The organism is Acetomicrobium mobile, from assembly GCF_937920065.1.
This window is the reverse complement of the sequence record NZ_CALETC010000148.1, coordinates 1-21,739: the sequence shown is the minus strand read 5'-3', so window position 1 is coordinate 21,739 and position 21,739 is coordinate 1. Positions and strand designations below refer to the sequence as shown.

The 21,739-nt window shown below is 44.1% G+C and carries 15 protein-coding genes and 3 tRNA genes; 15 read left to right on the top strand and 3 right to left on the bottom strand.

Annotated elements, in window-relative coordinates; genetic code table 11:
• A partial coding sequence (hypF, locus tag Q7P41_RS05770) for a carbamoyltransferase HypF (RefSeq protein WP_303882837.1) occupies positions 1-1,331 on the bottom strand: 1,331 nt, incomplete at its 3' end.
• Between the two features lie 61 nt (positions 1,332-1,392).
• On the opposite strand from hypF, the gene cobO reads away from it, so the two are divergent.
• The 6 genes from cobO to Q7P41_RS05740 are packed head-to-tail and all read left to right on the top strand — an operon-like array spanning position 1,393 to position 9,959.
• Positions 1,393-1,923 carry a cob(I)yrinic acid a,c-diamide adenosyltransferase gene (gene cobO / locus Q7P41_RS05765; RefSeq protein ID WP_303882836.1) on the top strand — a complete coding sequence of 177 codons (531 nt, stop codon included), beginning with the start codon at positions 1,393-1,395 and terminating at the stop codon, positions 1,921-1,923.
• Positions 1,924-1,947: 24 nt separating this feature from the next.
• Positions 1,948-4,503, top strand: coding sequence for a calcium-translocating P-type ATPase, PMCA-type (locus Q7P41_RS05760; RefSeq protein WP_303882834.1), 2,556 nt, complete (start codon positions 1,948-1,950; stop codon positions 4,501-4,503).
• An 8-nt stretch (positions 4,504-4,511) separates the two neighbouring features.
• Positions 4,512-5,600, top strand: coding sequence for a tRNA 2-thiouridine(34) synthase MnmA (gene mnmA, locus Q7P41_RS05755; protein WP_303882833.1), 1,089 nt, complete (start codon positions 4,512-4,514; stop codon positions 5,598-5,600).
• Entirely contained in the window at positions 5,585-8,050 is a 2,466-nt protein-coding gene (locus Q7P41_RS05750) for a Lon protease family protein (RefSeq protein WP_303882832.1), read from the top strand. The genes mnmA and Q7P41_RS05750 overlap by 16 nt, the downstream gene beginning before the upstream one ends.
• 36 nt (positions 8,051-8,086) lie before the next feature.
• A complete protein-coding gene (gene nth, locus Q7P41_RS05745; protein WP_303882831.1) occupies positions 8,087-8,824 on the top strand; it encodes an endonuclease III in 738 nt (245 codons plus the stop codon).
• Complete coding sequence (locus Q7P41_RS05740) at positions 8,814-9,959, top strand: DUF362 domain-containing protein (RefSeq protein ID WP_303882830.1); 1,146 nt, start codon at positions 8,814-8,816, stop codon at positions 9,957-9,959. Before nth ends, Q7P41_RS05740 begins: the two co-directional genes overlap by 11 nt.
• A gap of 96 nt (positions 9,960-10,055) precedes the next feature.
• On the opposite strand, the gene Q7P41_RS05735 is transcribed toward Q7P41_RS05740, so the two are convergent.
• Both Q7P41_RS05735 and Q7P41_RS05730 read right to left on the bottom strand, forming a co-directional pair.
• On the bottom strand, positions 10,056-10,367 hold the full coding sequence (locus tag Q7P41_RS05735) for a YerC/YecD family TrpR-related protein (RefSeq protein ID WP_303882829.1): 312 nt from the start codon (positions 10,365-10,367) through the stop codon (positions 10,056-10,058).
• A 118-nt stretch (positions 10,368-10,485) separates the two neighbouring features.
• A complete protein-coding gene (locus Q7P41_RS05730) occupies positions 10,486-11,553 on the bottom strand; it encodes a histidinol-phosphate transaminase (RefSeq protein WP_303882828.1) in 1,068 nt (355 codons plus the stop codon).
• A 350-nt stretch (positions 11,554-11,903) separates the two neighbouring features.
• Between Q7P41_RS05730 and Q7P41_RS05725 the strand changes: the two genes are divergently transcribed.
• The 9 genes from Q7P41_RS05725 to uvrA form a co-directional block, all read left to right on the top strand.
• On the top strand, positions 11,904-12,605 hold the full coding sequence (locus Q7P41_RS05725) for a lipid-binding SYLF domain-containing protein (RefSeq protein ID WP_303882839.1): 702 nt from the start codon (positions 11,904-11,906) through the stop codon (positions 12,603-12,605).
• A gap of 52 nt (positions 12,606-12,657) precedes the next feature.
• A tRNA-Leu gene (locus tag Q7P41_RS05720) sits at positions 12,658-12,744 on the top strand.
• 32 nt (positions 12,745-12,776) lie between these two features.
• A tRNA-Met gene (locus Q7P41_RS05715) sits at positions 12,777-12,853 on the top strand.
• A gap of 8 nt (positions 12,854-12,861) precedes the next feature.
• A tRNA-Met gene (locus tag Q7P41_RS05710) sits at positions 12,862-12,938 on the top strand.
• A gap of 81 nt (positions 12,939-13,019) precedes the next feature.
• Complete coding sequence (gene tilS / locus Q7P41_RS05705) at positions 13,020-14,417, top strand: tRNA lysidine(34) synthetase TilS (RefSeq protein ID WP_303882826.1); 1,398 nt, start codon at positions 13,020-13,022, stop codon at positions 14,415-14,417.
• Positions 14,418-14,422: 5 nt separating this feature from the next.
• Positions 14,423-14,959: a hypoxanthine phosphoribosyltransferase gene (gene hpt / locus Q7P41_RS05700; RefSeq protein WP_303882824.1), complete on the top strand. Its 537-nt coding sequence runs from the start codon at positions 14,423-14,425 to the stop codon at positions 14,957-14,959.
• Between the two features lie 40 nt (positions 14,960-14,999).
• Positions 15,000-16,913, top strand: coding sequence for an ATP-dependent zinc metalloprotease FtsH (ftsH, locus tag Q7P41_RS05695; protein ID WP_303882822.1), 1,914 nt, complete (start codon positions 15,000-15,002; stop codon positions 16,911-16,913).
• 128 nt (positions 16,914-17,041) lie between these two features.
• Positions 17,042-19,066, top strand: a complete 2,025-nt coding sequence (gene uvrB / locus Q7P41_RS05690) for an excinuclease ABC subunit UvrB (protein WP_303882821.1) — start codon at positions 17,042-17,044, stop codon at positions 19,064-19,066.
• Positions 19,026-21,739, top strand: a 2,714-nt coding sequence (gene uvrA / locus Q7P41_RS05685) for an excinuclease ABC subunit UvrA (RefSeq protein ID WP_303882820.1), incomplete at its 3' end; no start/stop codon positions are given. The genes uvrB and uvrA, both read left to right, overlap by 41 nt.

Sequence of the window (21,739 nt, the reverse complement as noted above, 5' to 3'; positions counted from 1 at the left end):
ACATGCTCGTATAGCGAGATGCTTGAAAGCTCCTTTAAATCGCCCAAATATTGGCTAGTAAAGATGTAATGGTCATGTGCAACCGAGAAGGTTGATTTCATCTCTCCCCCTGCCCCGAAAATTGGCGGCAGCAAGTCCTTGGAAATGTAAGGTTGAGGAACATATCCCCTGGCTCTCCTGGTCAAAATCGGCGTCCTTCCAGCCAAGGCAATGACTGAATCGTCTATCTTAACGTAGATATCGCGATCGTGCATGAGAAAGTAGTCGGCTATCGAGCCGAGATCCCTCAAGGCTTCCCTATTGCCAGCAACCAAAGGTTCATCCGAGAGGTTCGCACTTGTCATGATTAGAAGATCTTGATCTTCTAAAAGTAAATGATGCACCGGTGTGTAGGGCAACATCACTCCGTAGGTGTCAATATTGGGAGCCACGTAATCTGACAATCGATCACAGCTTCTTTTAGGACATACAACTATAGGTCTTCTTGGCGATAGCAACAGCTTTTCAGCCATTTCATTAATAAATACCACTTTTCTGGCCGCATCCAAATTCTTTGCCATAAGTGCAAAGGGCTTATCACGCCTTCTTTTTCGAACTCGAAGTGTCCTTACAGCCTCATCATTTTTTGGATCGCAGGCTAGATGGTAACCACCTACGCCTTTTATGGCCAATATCTTGCCCATCTTCAAGTATCTTTTGGTTAATTCGATGGCTTCGTCATTTATTGCTAACCTCTTTCCCTTCACATCGCAAATCCATAAGGTGGGGCCACATCTTGAACATGCATTTGGTTGAGCATGATAGCGCCTATCGGTCACATCGTGATATTCCCTGCTACAATCCTCACACATGGGAAAACAAGCCATGGTAGTTTTCGTCCTATCGTAGGGCAGTCCCTTGATAATTGTATACCTCGGCCCACAATTCGTGCAGTTAATGAAGGGGTACCGATATCTTTTATCTCCCGGGTCCCTCATCTCCCTCAAACAATCATCGCAAGTCGCTATATCAGGCGGTATCAATACTTGTTGTATCTCCTGTTTTTCGCTTGTTCTTATCGTAAAATCCTTCAAGCCCTCCGGCACATCATCCTCGCAAACTACTTCTATTGCCTGAATCATTGCCAGAGGAGGGGCCTCCTCTATGAGTCTTTCCATGAATGTTTTTATATTTTTATCTGTGCCGTAAAGCTCTATTATGACACCTGATGAGTTGTTTTGCACCGACCCACCAAGCTCAAGCTCCTTCGCCATTCTAGAACAGAAGGGTCTAAAACCTACGCCTTGAACGACACCTTTAACGAGGAAAACTTTTCGATTCACTATTGACATACCTCCCTGCAACAGGCATTGTAATACCATAAAAAATTTGTTTCAATGGGAGTGACCTATTGTGTCTTTATTTGAAAGGGGATTGGTCCAAGTATACACTGGAAATGGCAAAGGAAAAACCACCGCAGCTATGGGCTTGATCGTGCGATGCGTTGGTCACGACGGAAAAGCTGCTATGGTTCAATTCATGAAGGGATGGCCTTTTTATGGTGAAATAAAGGGCCTGAGCTATCTTCCCAACGTTGAACTCTTTAGGACGGGAGGAGACAAATGTTTTAGAAAAGGTAAACATACCGATAGGGACCTAGAGGAAGCACAACGAGGACTTGAAATTGCTGAAAAATGCCTCACTAATCCAAAATACGACTTGGTAGTCCTGGACGAAATTAATGTTGCCGTCGACTTCGGTTTGCTCAAAATATCCGATGTGCTAAACTTGATCAGCATAAAACTCCCAACCATCGAGCTCGTTTTAACCGGACGAAATGCTCCCGAGGAAATCATAGAAATCGCTGATTTGGTAACGGAAATGGTTGAGATTAAACACCCATATCAAAAAAATATATCAGCACGCAAGGGTGTAGAATATTAAGGACAACTAAAGGGAGGACCACTGTTGGAAGACGTAATTCAGCTGAAGGATTTCCATGATATACCTGAGGAAGAGTTGCTTTCCCTGCTTCACTCATCGAGAGAGCACGGACTGTCTAGTGACGAGGCCCTAAGGCGCTTGCGGATCTTTGGGCCAAACGAACTGGCAGAAGAAGAAAAAGTTCCATGGTGGAAGTTTTTTTTAAGACAATTTAAGAGTCCTATGGTCTACGTTCTAGCCGTCGCCGCATTCATCAGCATCATAATGGGCGAAAGGCTGGATGCAGGAGCGATAATAATCGTAATATTGATTAACGCTGCCATTGGTTTCTTCACGGAATACCGCGCCGAAAAGGCATTACAGGCTCTAAAATTGATGGTCGTACATCAAGTTAAGGTATTGCGTGATGGAGAGATTTTTTTATTGCCCTCACAAGACCTGGTTCCGGGAGACATGGTTTTGCTTGAGGCTGGCGACGTGGTTCCTGCGGACGGCAGGTTAATAGAGGGTTACTCAGTGGCGGTAGACGAATCGGCCCTTACCGGAGAATCGGTCCCCGTAGACAAATCAGTTAACACCTTGCCTAAAGACACTCCGCTTCCCGATAGGGTTAATTGTCTTTACGCAGGAACTGCAGTCGTGCGAGGAAGTGCTAAGGTTGTAATTTGCGCTACCGGCCTTAATACCGAGCTTGGGCGCATAAGCAAGATGCTTCAAACGGTCGAAAAAAGAGAGATCCCCCTGGAAGCACGCCTTGCAAAATTCAGCCGATTGCTCATCAAGTTAGTGCTCGCAATCGTAGCAATTACGGTCGCCCTGGGTGTATTTGAGGGCAACAAACTTTTACCCATGCTTCAAACGGGCATCGCCTTGGCTGTAGCGGCAATACCCGAGGGACTTCCCTTTGTAGCAACGATGACTCTTGCTCTGGGAGTCCATAGAATGGCAAAACTCAACGCATTAGTTCGAAACTTAGCCTCCGTGGAGACCTTGGGAAGCACTTCCGTAATATGCACGGACAAGACAGGAACTATAACGGTAAACAAAATGACAGTTCGAGAACACCTCGTTACAAATGACCGAGCAAGGGATTTGATTTTTAGGGTTGCCATTTTATGTAATAACGCTACATTAAATAACGAAAATCAGATAGGCGATCCCATGGAAATCGCCTTGCTCAAATGGGCATACGAGAACGGCTTTGACATCACAGAGATCAGAAAAGAATTTCCCAGATTAAAAGAAGACCCCTTTGATTCCTCCGTCATGCGCATGGTTACATACCATGACGATTTTGTGGCCGTTAAAGGTGCACCGGAGCGCTTGCTGCAGGATTGCAAGTTCATCTACGAAGATGATAGTTTGCAACCTTTTTCTCCTGCCCTTCGTGATAAGTGGAAAGAGGCAGTGGAAAAACTGGCCAGCATGGGCATGAGAACCCTTGCCTTTGCATTTGGCGAATCTTTGGAAGAGTTGGCCTTTTTAGGAGTGGTCGGAATAATGGACCCTCCTCGAGAGGAAGCAAGGGAGGCTGTTGCTAATTGCCGCGAAGCGGGGATTCATGTGATAATGGTAACGGGAGATCATGTTACCACAGCAATAGCCATCGCCAAGGAAGTCGGCATATTGGATGATAGTGACTCTAGAGCTTTAGATGGCCAACAGATCTCCGCGATGAGCGAGGAAGATATTGCGCAACGGGCGAGAGAAGTGGCGGTAATTGCCAGGGTACTTCCTGAACACAAATACAAGATAGTAAAAGGCCTTCAAAAGGCAGGCGAGGTAGTAGCCATGACGGGCGATGGCGTGAACGATGCTATTGCCTTAAAACAGGCCGATGTAGGAATAGCCATGGGCATACAGGGCACTGAGGTCAGTAAAGAAGCTGCCGACATCATACTTGAAGATGACAGATTTGCAACTATAGTAAATGCTATCGCCGAAGGTCGCAGGATATTTGACAATATCAGAAAGGCTGTCATGTACTTGCTTTGCTGCAATTTGAGCGAAGTTTTAATCGTATCCGGCGGAATCTTACTTCAACTTCCTGCTATCCTACTGCCTCTCCAGATTTTGTGGATAAATCTCGTAACCGACGTGATTCCGGCCCTAGCATTATCTTTAGACCCGCCAGAAACAGACACAATGAAAAGGCCGCCCAAGAGAAAGGACGAAGATATCTTGACGAAGGCGCACCAGTTGAAGATAGGCATTTTTGGCATCATCATGTTTTTGGGAGTTTTGGGCGTAACCCTTTACGCCCTGAAATTTCTCGGATTTTCCCCGCTTAAGGCGACAGAGATAGGCTTTCACAGCTTGGTTTTGGCGCAGTTGTTTTTTGTCTTTAACGTTAGAGAAGCTAGCATTTTAAGACATCCCTCCAGCTTATGGAGTAACATTTATCTGCTCTGTGGCGTGTTAGCCTCGATCTTACTTCAAGTAACGATAACTTACGTTCCAATATTTCAAAGCGTCTTAAGGATAGTGCCTCTATCCTTAAGTGAATGGGGCATTATATTGACAAGCGCTCTTATCCCGACGTTAATTTTACAATTACATAAATTGACAAAAGGCGTGTGATCTCCAAGGTGAAAGTGATAGCAGCCATAAGTGGCGGAATCGATAGCTCATTCGCCTTAGCGTTATTATTGCAACATGGTTATGATGTAATTGGTTGTCATCTGCTTATGTCAGATAACCATGAAGAAGATGCTGAAAGAGCGAAAGATGTCTGCCATTTTTTAAATATCCCGTGCTATTTCGTCGACGCAAAGGAAAAATTTAAAAACGAGGTCATAAAACCCTTCATCAACTCTTACTCTAGGGGAAACACACCAAATCCTTGCATACTTTGCAATCCAAGTATTAAATTTAAAACCTTGTTTGAGATGCTTAAAAAATTGGGCGCTGATTTCGTCGCAACGGGACATTATGCTAGAATTATTGAAAACAATTCGAATTATCATCTGGCTCGTGGCAAGGATTCAAAAAAGGAACAAAGCTATATGCTTTACCGTCTCAAGAAGGAATGGTTGGGCAAAATAATTTTCCCTTTGGGAGTGTGGACAAAGGCCGAAGTAAAAGATAAGGCTAAAGGGATCTTTGGAGACATGTTCAGCGATGTCCGAGAAAGTGTAGACCTATGTTTTTTAAGCGAGCGAAAAACTTTAAGGAATTTTATCTCTGCCAAGATAAGGGCAAAAAAAGGTCCCATAATATCCTCGCAAGGCGATTTTCTTGGATGCCACGAAGGAGCAATCTTTTATACAGTTGGACAAAGGGAAGGATTGGGGTTATCAAATGGGCCATGGTATGTATTAAGCATTAAGGAGCATGATAACACTTTAATAGTTGGTAGAAAAGAAGATTTATATAGGCGAACTGTAAAATGCTTTAATCCCCATTGGCTCGAAAGACCAGAAACTGGAGAAGTATATACAGCACAACATAGGTACAAAACGACACCTAAGCCTGTTGTATTATCCTGCCTTGACAATGATCAATTTATAGTCGAAGCACTTGAAACTCCCTTTTGGGGTGTTGCACCTGGCCAATCGCTAGTAATCTACGATGGAGAAATCGTCATGGGCGGGGGTATTATAGCTGATTCCACCAATTCCAGCAGTAAAAGAAATTTGAAGCTTAAAGGAGGTAAGAACACATGTCATCTTTGCTAGAGGAAAAAAGAGTGCCTAAGGAGTCGCTCCGCTTCAAATCTCCTATTGAAAAGTTCGACTTTATCACCACGGCAGATCTCGTTAGTGATAAAAGACTAATAGGCCAAGAAAGGGCGGCAAAATCGGTTTCTTTTGGGTTGTCACTCGACAAGAAAGGGTACAACATATTTGTAGTGGGCAATCCCGGAAGCGGCCGCATGACCTATGCCATGAGGCAAATTGAAGCGAGGGCAAAAAAATTGCCTGCTCCGGATGACTGGCTTTACGTGCACAATTTCGATAATCCAAGCTCGCCAATGGAAATAAACATGCCCGCAGGAGAAGGTAAAAGGTTTGCCCGATCAATAACGGAAGTTATTGAGGAGCTCAAATCGACCTTAAGCAAGGCTTTTGAGGATAGTCAGTACGAGGATGCAAAGGCTCAACTTGTCAAGGAATTTCAAGAACAAGTTAACGAATTGATGGAGCGTTTAAGAAATATAGCTCAACAGAACGGATTCATCATAAAACGCACCCCGCAAGGCTTCGTAAACATACCGCTGGTCAAGATTGAGCAAGAGGGCAAGGTAGTGTACAGAGAAATGCAGCAAGAAGAGTTTGAGGCCCTTTCAGATGAAGAACGAAAAAGGTTGCAAGAGATATCAGAAAAGATATCCCAACACACCTTAGATACCTTAAGAAGAATTAGAGATCTCGAGAAGGGATTAAAGGATCGGATTAGAGAGCTAGAAAGAAACATCTCACGTAATGCCATAAACCCCATTTTAAATGAGGTCAGGGAAAAGTACGCAAAATCGGAAAAGCTGTCGAAATGGCTCGATTCCATGGAGGAAGACGTGATCAAAAACTTCAACATTTTCGTCGCTGCTGCAAGAGATGAAAGCATAGAAGTGGATTTTGGGAAATATATGGTCAATGTCTTTGTCAGCAACGACCCGGACGAAGGCGCGCCGGTGGTCAGGGAATCTAACCCCACATACTACAATCTAATGGGTAAGGTGGAATATGAAAGCAGACAAGGTCATCTTTACACGGACTTTAGAAAAATAGTTGCCGGCGCAATTCACAGGGCAAATGGCGGATACTTAGTCCTTGAGGCAGAGGAATTATTAAGGCAGTACTTGTCTTACGATGCGCTAAAACGCGCCCTTAAAGATGACCAATTGACCATAGAAAACCTGGGAGAACAGCTCGGATTTATACCCGTTTCCTCCCTGAGACCCGAGCCAATTCCATTAAACATCAAGGTTGTGATCGTAGGTACTCGACTAATTTACTACTTGCTGAGCTTATATGACAAGGAATTCTCTGAACTTTTTAAAATAAAGGCGGACTTTGACGTGGATATGCCGCGAAACGAAGCCACTGAATACGATATGGCTATCTTTGTAGCAGAATACACGCAACAGGAAAACTTACTTCCCTTTGATAGGGAGGCAGTGGGCGAAGTAATAGAATTTGCCTCTCGATTGGCAGATCATCAACGTCGAATGACAACGCAAATGAATAAAATAACAGAGGTATTGATCGAGGCAACGGCTTGGGCCAAAGAAGAGGACAAAGAAGTAGTAGAAGCTACACACGTTCGAAAGGCAGTTAGCGAGATGCGTTATCGAGTCAGTTTAATAGAAGATCGCATGTTTAAGGCCTTTGAGGATGGAATCCTTCGCGTTGAAGCCGATGGCGAAAGGGTTGGGCAGATAAATGGACTTACCGTTATAGGCATGAGGGATCACACTTTTGGCCATCCGGTAAGGATCACATCCAACGTCTATATGGGACAAGAAGGGGTCGTTAACATCGAAAGAGAGGTCAAACTTACAGGGCCCATTCATAACAAAGGTTTAATGATACTTTCAAGCTACTTGGGCAAAAAATACGCCCAGGACATGCCGTTAACTTTATCGGCAAGGATCGCCTTCGAGCAAACTTACGAGGAAATAGAAGGCGATAGTGCTTCCTCGACGGAGTTATACTGTTTACTGTCGTCTCTTTCCAATTACCCGCTCAAGCAGGGCATCGCAGTCACCGGTTCGGTAGATCAATTTGGTAACATTCAACCCATTGGAGGGGTAAACGAAAAGATCGAGGGATTTTTTAGGTACTGCAAACTCCGTGGCTTGACAGGTAAGCAGGGTGTTGTGATCCCTAAACAGAATTTAATTCACTTGATGCTAGATCATGAGGTTATAGAGGCCGTAGAAAATGGTGAATTCAACATATGGGCAATAGAGACCGTCGATCAGGGTCTAGAAATTTTGACGGGCGTTCCAGCAGGCGTACCCGATGAATCAGGTGAATATCCCAAAGATTCTGTTCATGGCAAGGTCAAGGAAAAACTTAGATCTCTTATGGAAGAGGCAGCGAAACTTAGAAGGAAACTCCGAAAAAAAGAAAAAGATGAGAACGATGAAGAAAATGATGAAAAAAATAATGATGAAAAAGAATAAAACAAAGTCAGAAGTCGCTCGGGAGGAAACGATGATATGACAACCTTGGCGAAAAAGTACCCTTCGCCAAGCTCCAACAACTTCGATCTTCCAGACCAGCAATGGGTACTGAGCGTCATAGAGATTTTGGCGGGTTTGTGGGGTCGCCTGCGACCCGCCAAGAAAATACGAGAAGAACCACTGGATGGTTTAATCTTGACAATATTGTCACAAAATACAAACGACAAAAATAGAGATCAAGCTTACAAGCTTTTAAAATCACGTTTTTCGCAGTGGAGCGATGTGCTAAAAGCCACTCATGACGAAATAGCGGCTGCTATTAGGCCTGCTGGCTTGTCCAATATTAAGGCTTCTAGAATTAAAGAAACACTCAAGATCATAGCAAATCGATTTGGCAACTGCAGCCTCAAGCAACTACGAAAGATGAAAAAAGAAGATATAATTGAATTTCTAAGCTCTCTTCCTGGCGTCGGCCCCAAAACCCTCGCATGCGTTTTACTGTTTGATCTAGGAATACCTGCCTTCCCAGTCGATACACATGTAAGTCGTATATGCAAAAGGATTGGATGGGTCCATCCTCAAAGGAGCCCTCGTGAAATTCAAGAGATCATGGAATTAACTGTTCCTGAAAATTTATACTGGTCCGCCCACCTAGACCTTATTTCTCACGGTAGAAACATATGCATGGCCAGGAAGCCTAAATGCGAAGTATGCCCCTTAAATGAGCACAATTTATGTCTTTTTGCATCGGGAGGAAAAGTGAATGACAGATAAGTTTCTGGTATCGGTAAGTCGTTGTTCTTCCTATGAAGCAGACGAGGTTTACAATGCTTTGGCCGACGCTTTAGAGATGATCGGGGGATGGCCTAAGACCAATATGCCCAACGAGCTCCTTTTCAAGACAAACCTTCTCGCCCCAAAACCGCCTGACAAAGCCGTCACAACTCATCCTTCTGTTGTGAGGGCTTTAATTAAGCTCGTCAGAAACAGTGGCTTTTCGGGGAAAATAACCGTCGCAGACTCTCCAGGACATCTTCATGCAGACAAAAAAGAAGAGCTTTTAAAGCTAACTGGTATGTTGGATGCTGTAAAAGACGATGGCAACGCTGTCGCTACAATCTTATCGGACGCTGGCTTCGTGACACTCAAACGACCTTCTAATGTTGTCTTAAAAGACCTCTCCGTATCAAAACGTTATTATGAAGCACCATTCGTGGTGAATATAGCTAAATTAAAGACGCATGTTGAAACGGAAATTACGGCCTGTGTGAAAAACTGTTTTGGCATAGCTGACACGGACACGCGAAAAAAGGCTCACTTGTCCACGTCGATCAATAGGTTATGCAATGCAATAATAGACCTATACTCAATAAACCCTCCGAAGATAAATATCTTGGATGGCATTTACGCAATGGAAGGAAACGGTCCAACTCACGGCAAACCAAGGTTTGCAGGCCTTTTAATGGCGTCCGAAAACGCTTTGGCAGTTGATTTTGTAGCAGCAAAAGCAATGGGATATAAAGATCCCTTAGACATTCCCTTGATAAACTTAGCCGCTAAAAGGGGAATAGGACCTTCTTCAATGAGCGATATAACCATAATTGGCATAGATCCGGATAATTTGGAAATAAAGGGATTCGCTAAAAGAGCTTCTTCATCGAGAATGCTTCCAACGTGGTTGAGGGGTTGGGCACATAGATGGGTAGCCTTGAGCCCTCATCTTCAAGAAGTTAACTGCATTAGGTGTGGCGTTTGCGTTAAGGTTTGCCCCAAGAGCGCCATTAAGATGAACCCCTTGCCTGAAATCGACAGACGAATCTGTGTCAAATGCCTTTGCTGTCATGAAATGTGCCCAACGGGCGCCATGGAGGTTCGAGAAAACTTTATTATGAAGTTGCTAAGAATGTAGCTCTTTTAACTTTCTTGAAACAAGAAAAGGACGACAGCCTTTTGACTAATGTCGTCCTTTTCTATCATATCGCTAATGCCTTTAACACTTGAAAAGTTACTCCGGCCTGGTTTCGCCTTCGAAGGTCTTGAGCCTCTCTAGTACCAATTTGTATCCATCAGCACCGTACTCAAGAAATTTCTTCACGCGGCTTATGGTTGCCGTGCTTGCGCCCGTTTGCTGTGCTATCTGGGGATAAGTATACCCCTCTTCGAGTAAGCGAGCGACTTCAAGCCTTTGAGCTAGTGCCCTTATTTCACCGATAGTTGCGACGTCTTCAAGAAAGTTGTAAACTTCATCAATGTTTTCCAAGACCAAGAAAGCTTTGCAAAGTTGGTCGGTCAAACGATCCTTCCACTTCTCTGTCATTTTTTTTATCCCCCCTTTTAATGCACATCTTGATAATTCGCGCTTTATTGTACGACTTTTAAACGCTAGCTTCAATATTACAGCTTTAAATGTGCATTTGTCAAGGGGGTAAAATATCTTAAGCTATAACAAATTCAACATTTGGTTGTCGCACAATGGAACGAAAAACCTGTATAACATAATTCAATTCGTCTTCTTTTCCAATGGAAATACGCATCCAGGTCAAACCATTCACATCCAACTCGAGCATATTTAACCTTATGCCCTTCTCCTTCAAAATCGTGCTCATGTATTCCCTGTCAATATCCGTGCGTACCAGGACAAAATTACCCTGACTTGGGTAGGCATGAAAGGATTCTAGCTCGTTTACTTCTTCTATAAATTTATCACGTAAAAACCTAATGCTGTAAACTCTGCTCTTCATCCACTCGTCATATTCCAACATTATACAAGCAATTTCTTGCGATACAACATTGACGTTGAAAGGACTTTTTACGTCAAGAAGCTTCATAGCGATATCCTCAGAGCATAAAGCATATCCAACCCTTAAACCCGCAAGCCCCCACGCCTTAGAGAGAGTCCTCAAAATGCACAAATTTGAGGGAATGTTTTTATCTAAAACATCCAAAGACGACTTGGTGGCGAATTCAACATAAGCTTCATCAATGACAAAGGGGCAAGGGGATAACTTTGCAGTTTCTAGTAATACAGCTGGATCCAAGAACATTCCAGTAGGATTGTGCGGGTTGTCCAGTAAAATTAGTTTGGGCGAAATCCTCGCTACAGCATCTAAAAGCTGCTCAACATCCAGCGTGATCTCATTTTCATGAAAACCTAGATGTAAGACGTGTTGTTCAGCCCCGAATATCCTGCACAGTCGGTTATATTCAGAAAAACAGGGATACGTTGTAAGCACCTTGTCGCCTGGTTTTACGTAAGCCGTAAACAACATAGAAAGTATTTCATCGCCGCCATTGCCAACGACGATGCATTCTTGCGGATAGTTTAATCTCGCGCTCAATTTGTTCCTAAGCTTTAAAGCTAAGGGATCCGGATAGCGATTTAGATCAATACTAGAAATTAACTTCCTCATCTCTTCCCTAGGGGAAGAGGGAAGTTCGAAGGGATTTTCGTTTTTGTCGAGTCCTAATTCGCTATCTAATGTGAGCATATAATCACGCAACATTGTGCAATCCTCCTAACGAATTATTCAAATGAATTCATGATGTAACCAAAACCCAGTTTATCATAATCACATGTTTTTCGTCAAGTGCGTTGCTCACATTTTGTGATCACTATTTATGAGGGTAATATATGATCTGATTCCTATAACGTAGACTAAGTATGCCATTATCCTATCCTACTGATATAGCTATGATCATTCGGGATCTGCCTTTGCTAATTTCTGATTTTTAATGTTATAGACGTTTTAATATAATAAATCAAATTAGTGATTTTTACGAAGACAAAGCTGACAATGCGTTGTATAATGATTTTGGAGAATAACTTTACAAATTTAGGAGGAGTTATTCCGTGATGACAGCAAGAAAAATAAAACATACTATAATTCCAGTGGTATTGCTAGCTATAGTTTTGGTATGCTTTTTCTTCTCAGTAGCTTGGGCAAAAACACCACAGCAAAGAATAACCCTGTCAACTCAGCTTTTACAAGAAATGAGCAAGCAAAGTGATGTTGAAGGTTTGATAGACCTGCTAGGCGATTGTGTAGGCGTTGCAATATTCCCCAACGTTACAAAAGCAGGGTTTGTATTTGGGGCTGAATTTGGAGAAGGATTGCTACTTCGAAGGGAGCCTAATACAACCCGATGGTACGGCCCATCTTTTTTAAGCATAGGTGGAGTATCACTGGGGCTTCAAATAGGCGTACAATCTACCGGCATGATATTGGTTATAATGGACGAGGCTGGATTGAATGCGCTGAAAAAAGAACATGTAAACTTGGGTGCTGACGTTTCAGTTGCAGCAGGTCCCGTCGGACGCAGAGCGGGAGCAGCGACGAACTCCATATACAGCTATTCCTTGGCAAAAGGCGCATTTGCTGGGGTCTCTTTGGGTGGCGGCACTGTAGATATCGATGAAAACGCTAACATTGCCTACTGGGGCAAAAACCTGACACCTGAGGAGATCTTGCAGAAGAGGGCTACGCGGAGCGACGTGCAACCTTTAGTTAAAGAGCTAAACTCGCTCATTGCGATGGCGAAAAAAAATAAAAGCTGATCTTAACCCCCACTTGACTAGAAATCTACATCTTCATATAATGGTTGTGCCAGCCGGGCTGGCGGAATGGTAGACGCACGGGACTTAAAATCCCGGGGACGCAAGGTCCGTGCGGGTTCAAGTCCCGCGCCCGGCACCATGTGGTGCATATGTTCTTCGCATAATTTATATCGCGGGGTGGAGCAGGTCGGTAGCTCGTCGGGCTCATAACCCGAAGGTCGCAGGTTCAAATCCTGCCCCCGCAACCAATTATTGTGGCGGTGTAGCTCAGATGGTGAGAGCATGCGGTTCATACCCGCAGGGTCAGTGGTTCAAATCCACTCACCGCCACCAATTTGTTGATACGAATAGAAGTGTTAAGAGGGCGGGGGGATCCCCGCCTATCTTTATTATTTTGTACAGGTGATTTTCTAGGTGGATACCTCAAAAAGCATCCCCAAATGGGTTATGAAGGAATACTATCCCAGGTTTAGAGACACCGGCATTCGTCAAGGCTGGTGGAATGAGACCAACCCAATTGTAGCAGGTATTTCCGGTGGACCTGATTCCATCGCGCTTCTTTGGCTGCTTGTTAATCTATGGCGTGGCAAAGTGATTGTGGCACACTTTGAACATGGTATAAGAGGGAAGGAATCTTTGGATGACGCACTTTTTGTACGTGATCTAGCATCTAAAATGGGATGTCCTTTTTTCATGGAAAGAGCTCCTGTGCCCAAGCTACGCCAAAAAGGCGAAAGTGTCGAGGAGGCAGCTCGTAGGTTGCGCTATGCCTTTCTAGAAAAAGTCAGAAAAGAAAACAAAGCCTCCTATGTAGCTGTAGGTCACCATAAAGATGATCTGGTTGAAACGGTCCTTTTTAACATTATAAGAGGCACAGGAATTAGAGGAATTCAGGGCATTCCCGAAAAAAGGGAATACATAATAAGGCCTTTGATTGAATTTGACAGATCCGAGATAATCGAACTTCTGGATGGCCTCAAAATGAGCTGGAGAGTGGACTCCACTAACCTTGAAGTCGATTACACCAGAAATAAAATACGCTTACACTTAATTCCACTGCTTGAGAAGGAGTATAACCCAAGGGTCAAAGAGCACATCGCCACGCTTTCAAGACAAGCCGTCGGAGTCGTAAACCAGCTAGAAGCACAGGCGGAAAAAATAAACAACTTATTAAGACGCAAACCGTTACCTTACACCATGATCACCTGGGATAGGAAAGTGTTAGAAACTTTGGAGCTTCCATCGCAACAGTTAGCCGAGTGTATCAGAAAACAGCAACGCGATCTTTCTTTAACTACTCTTTCCAGCAACCGAACAGAATTACTGGTAAAACTTGTGAGGGAAAGTTTAAATTGGCGATTTCAGTGGGAAGATAAGATTGAAGTATGCGCCGATAAAGATTTCATTGCTTGGGTAAATTGGGACATGAACGTCAAATTCATAAACACATCAATTGACCTTGGATCGCAACCTTCAGGGAGTCTTTTTTGGAATGGCTGGAATATATCCTGGAAACGCTTGAATAAGCGCTTTCAGACACCTAAGTTCGGCTCGCACCAATGTCGTCTTTTATTCGATGATAAAGATGATGTTTTTTTAAGAATAATTTCTGCTAAAAACGCCCGCAAAATTCTGGGACAAACATTCGATTTCATGCCTTGGTGGTCTAAACAAGGATGGCCAATATTCATTTTAAGTTGTAAAATGTGGTGGGTACCGTTACACGGTAAAGGTGGAGAGCGCAGAGCTGAAAGTCGTTCATTGGACGCGATTCAAATAAAAGCACAATATAAGAGAAGCGAAAGGATGTAATTTTCGTGTCGTACGAACTGAGCGAAGTCCTGTTGAGCGAAGAGACGATCAAAAAAAGAGTAAGGGAATTAGGACAACAAATATCTCAAGATTACTCTGGCAAGGAATTAATCGCGATTGGCGTCCTAAAGGGGGCTATTATTTTCTTATCAGATCTAGTGCGCAACATCGATAGCTCCGTAAAAGTAAAGATTGACTTTTTAGCGGTATCATCGTATGGTGCCTCTACAAGGACGAGTGGCATCGTTAGAATCGTCAAAGACATTGATACTGACATCAAGGGATGCGAGGTCTTAATAGTTGAAGATATCATGGATACGGGACTAACACTTTCTTATCTATCGAGATTAATGATGGAAAGACAGCCTAGGGGACTTAAAATCTGCGTTCTTCTCGACAAGCCAGAGAGGCACCAGACAGAAGTTATGATAGACTATTGTGGATTTACAATACCTGACGAGTTCGTAGTTGGATATGGGCTCGATTATGCAGGATTGTGGCGCAATTTGCCCTCCATACACGTTGTAAGGCCTTCAGTATAGGGTAAAAAATGTGCCAAGTGGCAAAAGAGGTGGTAATAACTTGGGTAAAATGATGAAAAATTTGGGGTTATATTTGATCCTAATAGTGCTCGTCGTGAGCCTAGTCAACATGTTCATGGCTCCCATGCAACCGTCCCACGATGTGACCCCTCTATCCTATTCAGAGTTCTTAAACCAGGTAGACAAGGGTAACGTCGCGGAGGTCACTGTAGATGGTTCTAACATCACAGGAAGGCTGAAAGACGGTCGTCATTTCAACACATACGCAGTTGGCATTGGTGATTTGGCAAAAGAAATAGCAAAAAAAGGTGTCAATGTGGAGGTAAAGCCGCCTCAAGTGACGCCTTGGTGGTCAGGCATGGTTTCTTCCCTATTTCCAACTCTCCTTCTCATAGGAGCATGGATCTTTATCCTTTATCACATGCAGGGCGGCGGAAGCAAGGTCATGTCTTTTGCCAAGAGCAAGGCAAAGATGTTTTTAGATAATCGTCCAAAGGTCACTTTTGACGATGTTGCCGGTTGCGACGAAGCAAAAGAGGAACTACAAGAGGTAATTGAATTCTTGCGCAATCCTAGGAAGTTTACCGCTTTAGGCGCAAGGGTGCCTAGAGGCGTGCTTTTGTTGGGACCTCCAGGAACGGGCAAGACTTTGCTTGCACGCGCGGTAGCCGGTGAGGCAGATGTGCCCTTCTTTAGTATAAGTGGTTCAGATTTCGTTGAAATGTTTGTCGGTGTTGGTGCCGCCAGGGTGCGAGACCTGTTTGAGCAAGCAAGAAAATATCAACCCTGCATCATATTCATTGACGAGATAGACGCCGTGGGCAGGCACAGAGGAGCAGGACTTGGAGGGGGGCACGATGAAAGAGAACAAACCCTAAACCAATTGCTCGTTGAGCTAGATGGGTTTGATGCCTCTACGGGAATAATAGTATTAGCTGCCACCAACAGACCGGACATTCTGGATCCCGCTCTTTTGCGACCCGGACGATTCGATCGTCAAGTTGTGGTCGATCGGCCAGATTCCAAAGGCAGGTTAGCTATACTCAAAGTTCATGTACGCGACAAAAAGGTCGATCCAAATGTTGACCTCGAGATAATCGCCAAAAGAACTCCTGGATTCGTAGGTGCCGACCTAGCCAACCTCGTCAACGAGGCAGCATTGCTAGCTGCAAGGCGCAACAAAAAGCTCATAACGATGGAAGAGTTCGAGGAGGCCATCGACAGGGTCATAGCAGGTCCTGAACGCAAAAGCAGAGTAATAAGCCCAAAGGAAAAGAGAATCATAGCCCTGCACGAATCAGGGCATGCCTTGGTGGCCAAGTTGTTACCCGATTGCGATCCTGTTCATAAGGTCTCCATCATCCCACGCGGACATCAGGCATTAGGCTACACAATGCAATTGCCCGAAGAAGACCGCTTTCTCATTTCCAAGAAGGAATTGTTGAACCGGATATGCGTCTTACTCGGCGGAAGAGTAACCGAGGAATTAAAGGGCGACGATATAACCACTGGAGCTCAAAATGACCTGGAGCGGGCTACTCAAATAGCAAGAAAAATGGTGACGGAATTTGGAATGAGCGATCGACTGGGCCCTATACGCTTGGGTCGGAAACAACACGAGATCTTTCTTGGAAGGGATATAGTTGAGGACAGAAATTACAGCGAAGAGATAGCATACGCAATAGACCAGGAAGTAAGGCGCATCATTGACAATTGTTACGAGACAGTTAAAGATCTTTTAATTAAGCACGAGTCAGTTTTAGAAAAAATTGCCGAAGTTTTACTTGAAAAAGAAGTGCTGGAAGGAGAAGAACTGGATATATTAATAAACCATGCGCTTCAAAGAGATCCGGAAGTCAAAAGCGAAGAAGCAGAGGAACAATCGGTAGCTGCATCACAGGCAATCGACAAAAAGGCGCCAGTCCAGTGGGAGCCTCGGGTAGATCCAGCTTGAAATTAACTTGTTTGAAACTAACTTAATAGGTTGTCCGAGAGTACCTTTATTATATAAATGACGCGTAGAAATCTCTGCGCGTCATCCTTTTTCTTGATATCATATATATTTGAGGTGGTATTTGAAATATGAAGGGCCAAAGGGAAAGTCTGGAAAAGTTTGAGCTAAATGCCCCTTGGAAACCAGCCGGAGATCAGCCGCAAGCCATAGAGAAATTAATTTCAGGCTTAAAAAAAGGCATGCGCTATCAAACTCTTCTTGGAGTTACAGGTAGCGGAAAGACCTTCGCTATAGCTAACGTCATAGAAAGGATTCAAAGACCTGTCCTGGTAATCGCTCATAATAAAACATTAGCAGCTCAACTTTACAGCGAATTTAAAGATTTTTTCCCAAACAATGAAGTTCACTACTTCGTGAGCTACTACGATTATTATCAACCTGAAGCTTATCTGCCAGTTCAAGATATTTACATCGAAAAGGATGCCTCAATAAACGAACGCATAGAAAAATTAAGGCTTGCTACGACAAAATCGCTGCTTGAAAGAAGAGACGTTATTGTAGTGGCAAGCGTATCCTGTATATATGGTTTGGGTAAGAAAAAGTCTTACGAGGACGCAATTTTTCGTTTCAGCGTCGGAGATATCATAAGCAGGAAGAGCTTTTTTAAGAGATTACTCGACAATTACTACGAGCGCAATGACGTAGCGCTGGAACCTGGGACTTTCAGGGGACGAGGAGATATCATAGAGATCTATCCTGCGTATAGCGATACTGCTTTGCGCGTATCTTTTTTTGACGACGAAATAGAAAGGATTGAAGAAATTGACCCACTTTGGGGAAAGGCGATTATTGAAAAAGATCATGCTGCCATATTTCCCGCACAACACTACGTGACAACGCAAGATAACATACAAAAAGCCTTAAAGGCAATCGAGGAGGAATTGAAGGTCAGGATTGCCGAACTTCAAGCATCAGGCAAGATTCTTGAAGCACAGAGGCTTATGACACGAACGAGATATGATATGCAAATGCTATCGGAAGTGGGGTATTGTTCCGGGATCGAAAACTACTCCCGCCATCTTGACGGTCGAAATCCAGGCGAGCCACCGGGGACCCTTTTAGACTTCTTTCCCGAAGATTTCATCGTGGTGATAGATGAATCGCACATAACCATTCCGCAAATTAGGGGAATGTATAACGGCGATATCTCAAGGAAGAAAACGCTGGTAGAGCATGGATTTAGGCTGCCTTCATGCTTAGACAACAGGCCGTTGCGGTGGGAAGAGTTCGAGGATTACATGAAACAGGCTATTTTCGTTTCAGCAACGCCAGGTGACTTTGAGCTTTCGGTGTCAAAGCAAATAGTTGAGTTGCTGGTCAGGCCGACCGGGATATTGGATCCCAAAGTTGAGGTGATTCCAGCCAGAAATCAGCTGGATGATCTGCTTTATCGACTGAAGGAATCTGTAAAAAGTAACCAAAGGGTTTTGGTCAATACTCTGACGAAGCGCTCGGCGGAAGATTTGGCTGAATACCTCGCGGGGGTAGGGTACAAAGTAAAATACATACATTCGGAATTAGACGCATTCGAGAGAGCCGAGCTGCTGCGTGACTTAAGGATTGGAAATATTGACATTTTAGTTGGCGTTAATTTGCTCAGAGAAGGGCTTGACTTACCCGAAGTGAGTTTAGTAGCAATACTTGATGCAGACAGGGAAGGATTCTTGCGCTCTTCTCGTTCGATCATACAGATGATAGGCAGGGCAGCAAGGCATGCGGCCGGCACAGTCGTGCTTTATGCTGATGAAGTGACTGAAAGCATCGCCCTTGCCGCCAGGGAAACCAAGAGGCGGAGAAAAGTGCAAGAGGACTTTAACCGCAAGCACGGAATCGTTCCTAAAAGCATAGTGAAACCCGTTGTTCATCTTCTACCAGAAGAACTCTTGGATAAAACAATTGATGAAAGCGATAAGACCTTGCTTCCAAGGTCAAGTGAAATTTCACTTGACGAGCTAGAGCGTATGATGTGGGATGCCGTCTCCAAGCTCAACTTTGAAGAAGCAGCCAAATTGCGAGACTTGATCAGTGAAATCAAGGGAGGAAAAATAACACGTGGAACAATACATAATCGTAAAAGGGGCAAGACAGCATAACTTAAAAGACATAAATATAAAGATCCCAAAAAATAAGTTGGTGGTAATGACAGGTCCGTCAGGTTCTGGGAAATCATCACTGGCTTTCGACACAATATATGCCGAAGGGCAACGTCGATACGTCGAGTCTTTATCGGCCTTTGCAAGACAATTCTTGGGCATGCAAGACAAACCTGATGTCGACGATATTTCAGGCCTCTCGCCGGCTATATCAATAGAACAAAAAGGAATTTCTCACAATCCACGTTCCACAGTTGGGACCGTGACTGAAATTTACGATTACTTAAGGTTGCTATATGGAAGAGCAGGCACGCCTTACTGCCACATTTGCGGCAGGGAAGTTCACAGTTACACTGTGGACGAGATAGTCGAGCTAGTCCTAAATAAATGGCCCGATAGAAGGCTTTCTATTCTTGCGCCTGTAGTTAAAGGAAAAAAAGGAGCGCACAAGAACATATTTTTAAGATTACGACAGGCCGGTTACGTAAGAGTAAGGGTTGATAGTCAAATTCTTTGGCTTGAAGAGGAGATAGCCTTGGACAAAAACAAACCGCATAACATAGAGGTTGTTTTGGACCGCATACGCGCTCAAGAAACGAAAAAGGACCGTTTGAGTGAAGCTGTAGAAAAATCATTTGAACTAGCTGACGGATTTGTGTTGTTCGTCATTGACGAAAAAGAAGAGCAGTTGCTCACCAACAAATTCGTCTGCCTGGATTGTGGGATTTCTATTCCAGAAGTAGAACCGAGGCTTTTTTCATTCAACAGTCCTTACGGCGCATGCCCCTCCTGTTCAGGTATTGGAAGTTACGAGTATTTCTCAAAGGATTTAGCTATAGATCCAGAAAGAAGCGCCCTAGACGGCGCCATTATTCCCTGGGGCAAAAATCACTATATGCTTAGGCGTATGGAAGCGCTCGCTAGATCAAAGGGGTGGAATCTAAAAGGACCATTAAAATCTTTGCCTCAAGAGATCATAAACACGATAATAAACGGATCCAACGATAGAGCCCTTATGACCTATAGGAACCACGGCGAAGAATATACCTATATGGGACGATACGAAGGATTAATTCCCTGGTTAGAGCGACGGTGGAAGGAAACAAAATCAGAAAACGTTAAAGAAGAGCTTGCTCGTTTTCGCACTGAGGACATTTGCGAAGCTTGCAATGGAAAGCGACTTCGTCCTGAAGCCTTGGCCGTAAAGGTGTCAGGGTACAGCATTGGAGACATGGTGGAAATGCAGGTTGCATTTTTGGTAAACGTCATTAAAAACGTGAAGGCAAAGGAAAGTCAGTGGGAAAAGGTGGTACGGCCGGTTGCGGAAGAACTTGTAAAAAGGCTTTCTTTCCTCGTGGACGTAGGTGTCGGTTACTTGACGCTAAATCGGAGGGCCGATACATTAAGTGGAGGAGAAAGCCAGCGCATTCATCTGGCTACCCAGATAGGTTCAAAGCTCAGTGGCGTGCTTTACGTATTAGATGAGCCCACCATAGGGCTTCACCCACGGGACACTAACCGATTGCTAAAGACTCTCGAGTCAATAAAGGAGCTAGGAAATAGCATAATAGTGGTAGAACACGATAGGGAAGTGATGATGGCTGCCGACCACATCATAGAGCTTGGACCTGCTGCAGGAGAACATGGGGGAGAGATAGTCTTTGAGGGTTCGATAAAAGATATTCAGAACTCGAACTGCCTCTCTGCTCGCTATCTTCGAGGACAAAGCTCAGGGATCGTGCTCCCTCCTTACAATAACAGAAGAAAACCCAAGGGCTTCATAAAAGTTCACGGGGCTCAGGAAAACAATTTAAAGTCAATTGACGTCGAGGTTCCGCTAGGAGGGCTAGTTTGCATTAGCGGAGTTTCCGGTTCTGGAAAGAGCACGTTGCTCTATGAAGTCATTTTCAAGGGCATTAAAAAGCTTATAGACAGCGATTTTAGGGCAAGAGTAGGTAAACATCGATCCATTGAAGGATATTCTCAAATTCAAAATGTAGTACTGATAGACCAAAGCCCCATAGGACGCACTCCCAGATCGAACCCGGCTACATATACTGGTGTATTCACCCACATCAGGGAGCTTTTTTCCATGTTGCCAGAAGCAAAATTACGAGGATACAACAGGGGCCGTTTCAGCTTCAACGTAAAAGGTGGCCGGTGTGAGGCCTGTAAAGGAGAAGGATTAGTGAAAGTTCCGATGCTTTTCATGCCCGACGCTTACGTAACTTGCGAAGTTTGCAAGGGAAAGCGTTATAACAGAGAAACTTTGGAGGTAAAGTTCAAGGGCAAAAACATAACGGACGTGCTCAATATGACCGTAGACGAAGCTTGCAAGTTTTTTAAGGACATACCGAAGATTGCAAGGAAACTTTCGGTGATAAGGGAAGCCGGATTAGGTTACATTCGCCTTGGTCAACCTGCACCTACCTTAAGTGGAGGAGAGGCACAGAGGGTTAAACTTGCCACGGAGCTTTCTAAGCAATTTAGAGGGCATACGTTATACCTTTTAGACGAGCCAACTACAGGTTTACACTACACTGACGTTAAAAAGTTACTTGTGCTACTGCACAAGCTTGTCGATCAGGGTAATACAGTTGTTGTGATAGAACACAATTTAGATTTTTTAGTCTCTTGCGATTACATCATTGATCTTGGCCCAGAAGGCGGAGA

Coding starts and splice junctions, on each gene's coding strand:
- Q7P41_RS05750 (WP_303882832.1), top strand. CDS start 5,585: ATGTCATCTTTGCTAGAGGAAAAAAGAGTGCCTAAGGAGTCGCTCCGC.
- nth (WP_303882831.1), top strand. CDS start 8,087: ATGACAACCTTGGCGAAAAAGTACCCTTCGCCAAGCTCCAACAACTTC.
- Q7P41_RS05740 (WP_303882830.1), top strand. CDS start 8,814: ATGACAGATAAGTTTCTGGTATCGGTAAGTCGTTGTTCTTCCTATGAA.
- Q7P41_RS05735 (WP_303882829.1), bottom strand. CDS start 10,367: ATGACAGAGAAGTGGAAGGATCGTTTGACCGACCAACTTTGCAAAGCT.
- Q7P41_RS05730 (WP_303882828.1), bottom strand. CDS start 11,553: ATGTTGCGTGATTATATGCTCACATTAGATAGCGAATTAGGACTCGAC.
- Q7P41_RS05725 (WP_303882839.1), top strand. CDS start 11,904: ATGACAGCAAGAAAAATAAAACATACTATAATTCCAGTGGTATTGCTA.
- uvrB (WP_303882821.1), top strand. CDS start 17,042: ATGAAGGGCCAAAGGGAAAGTCTGGAAAAGTTTGAGCTAAATGCCCCT.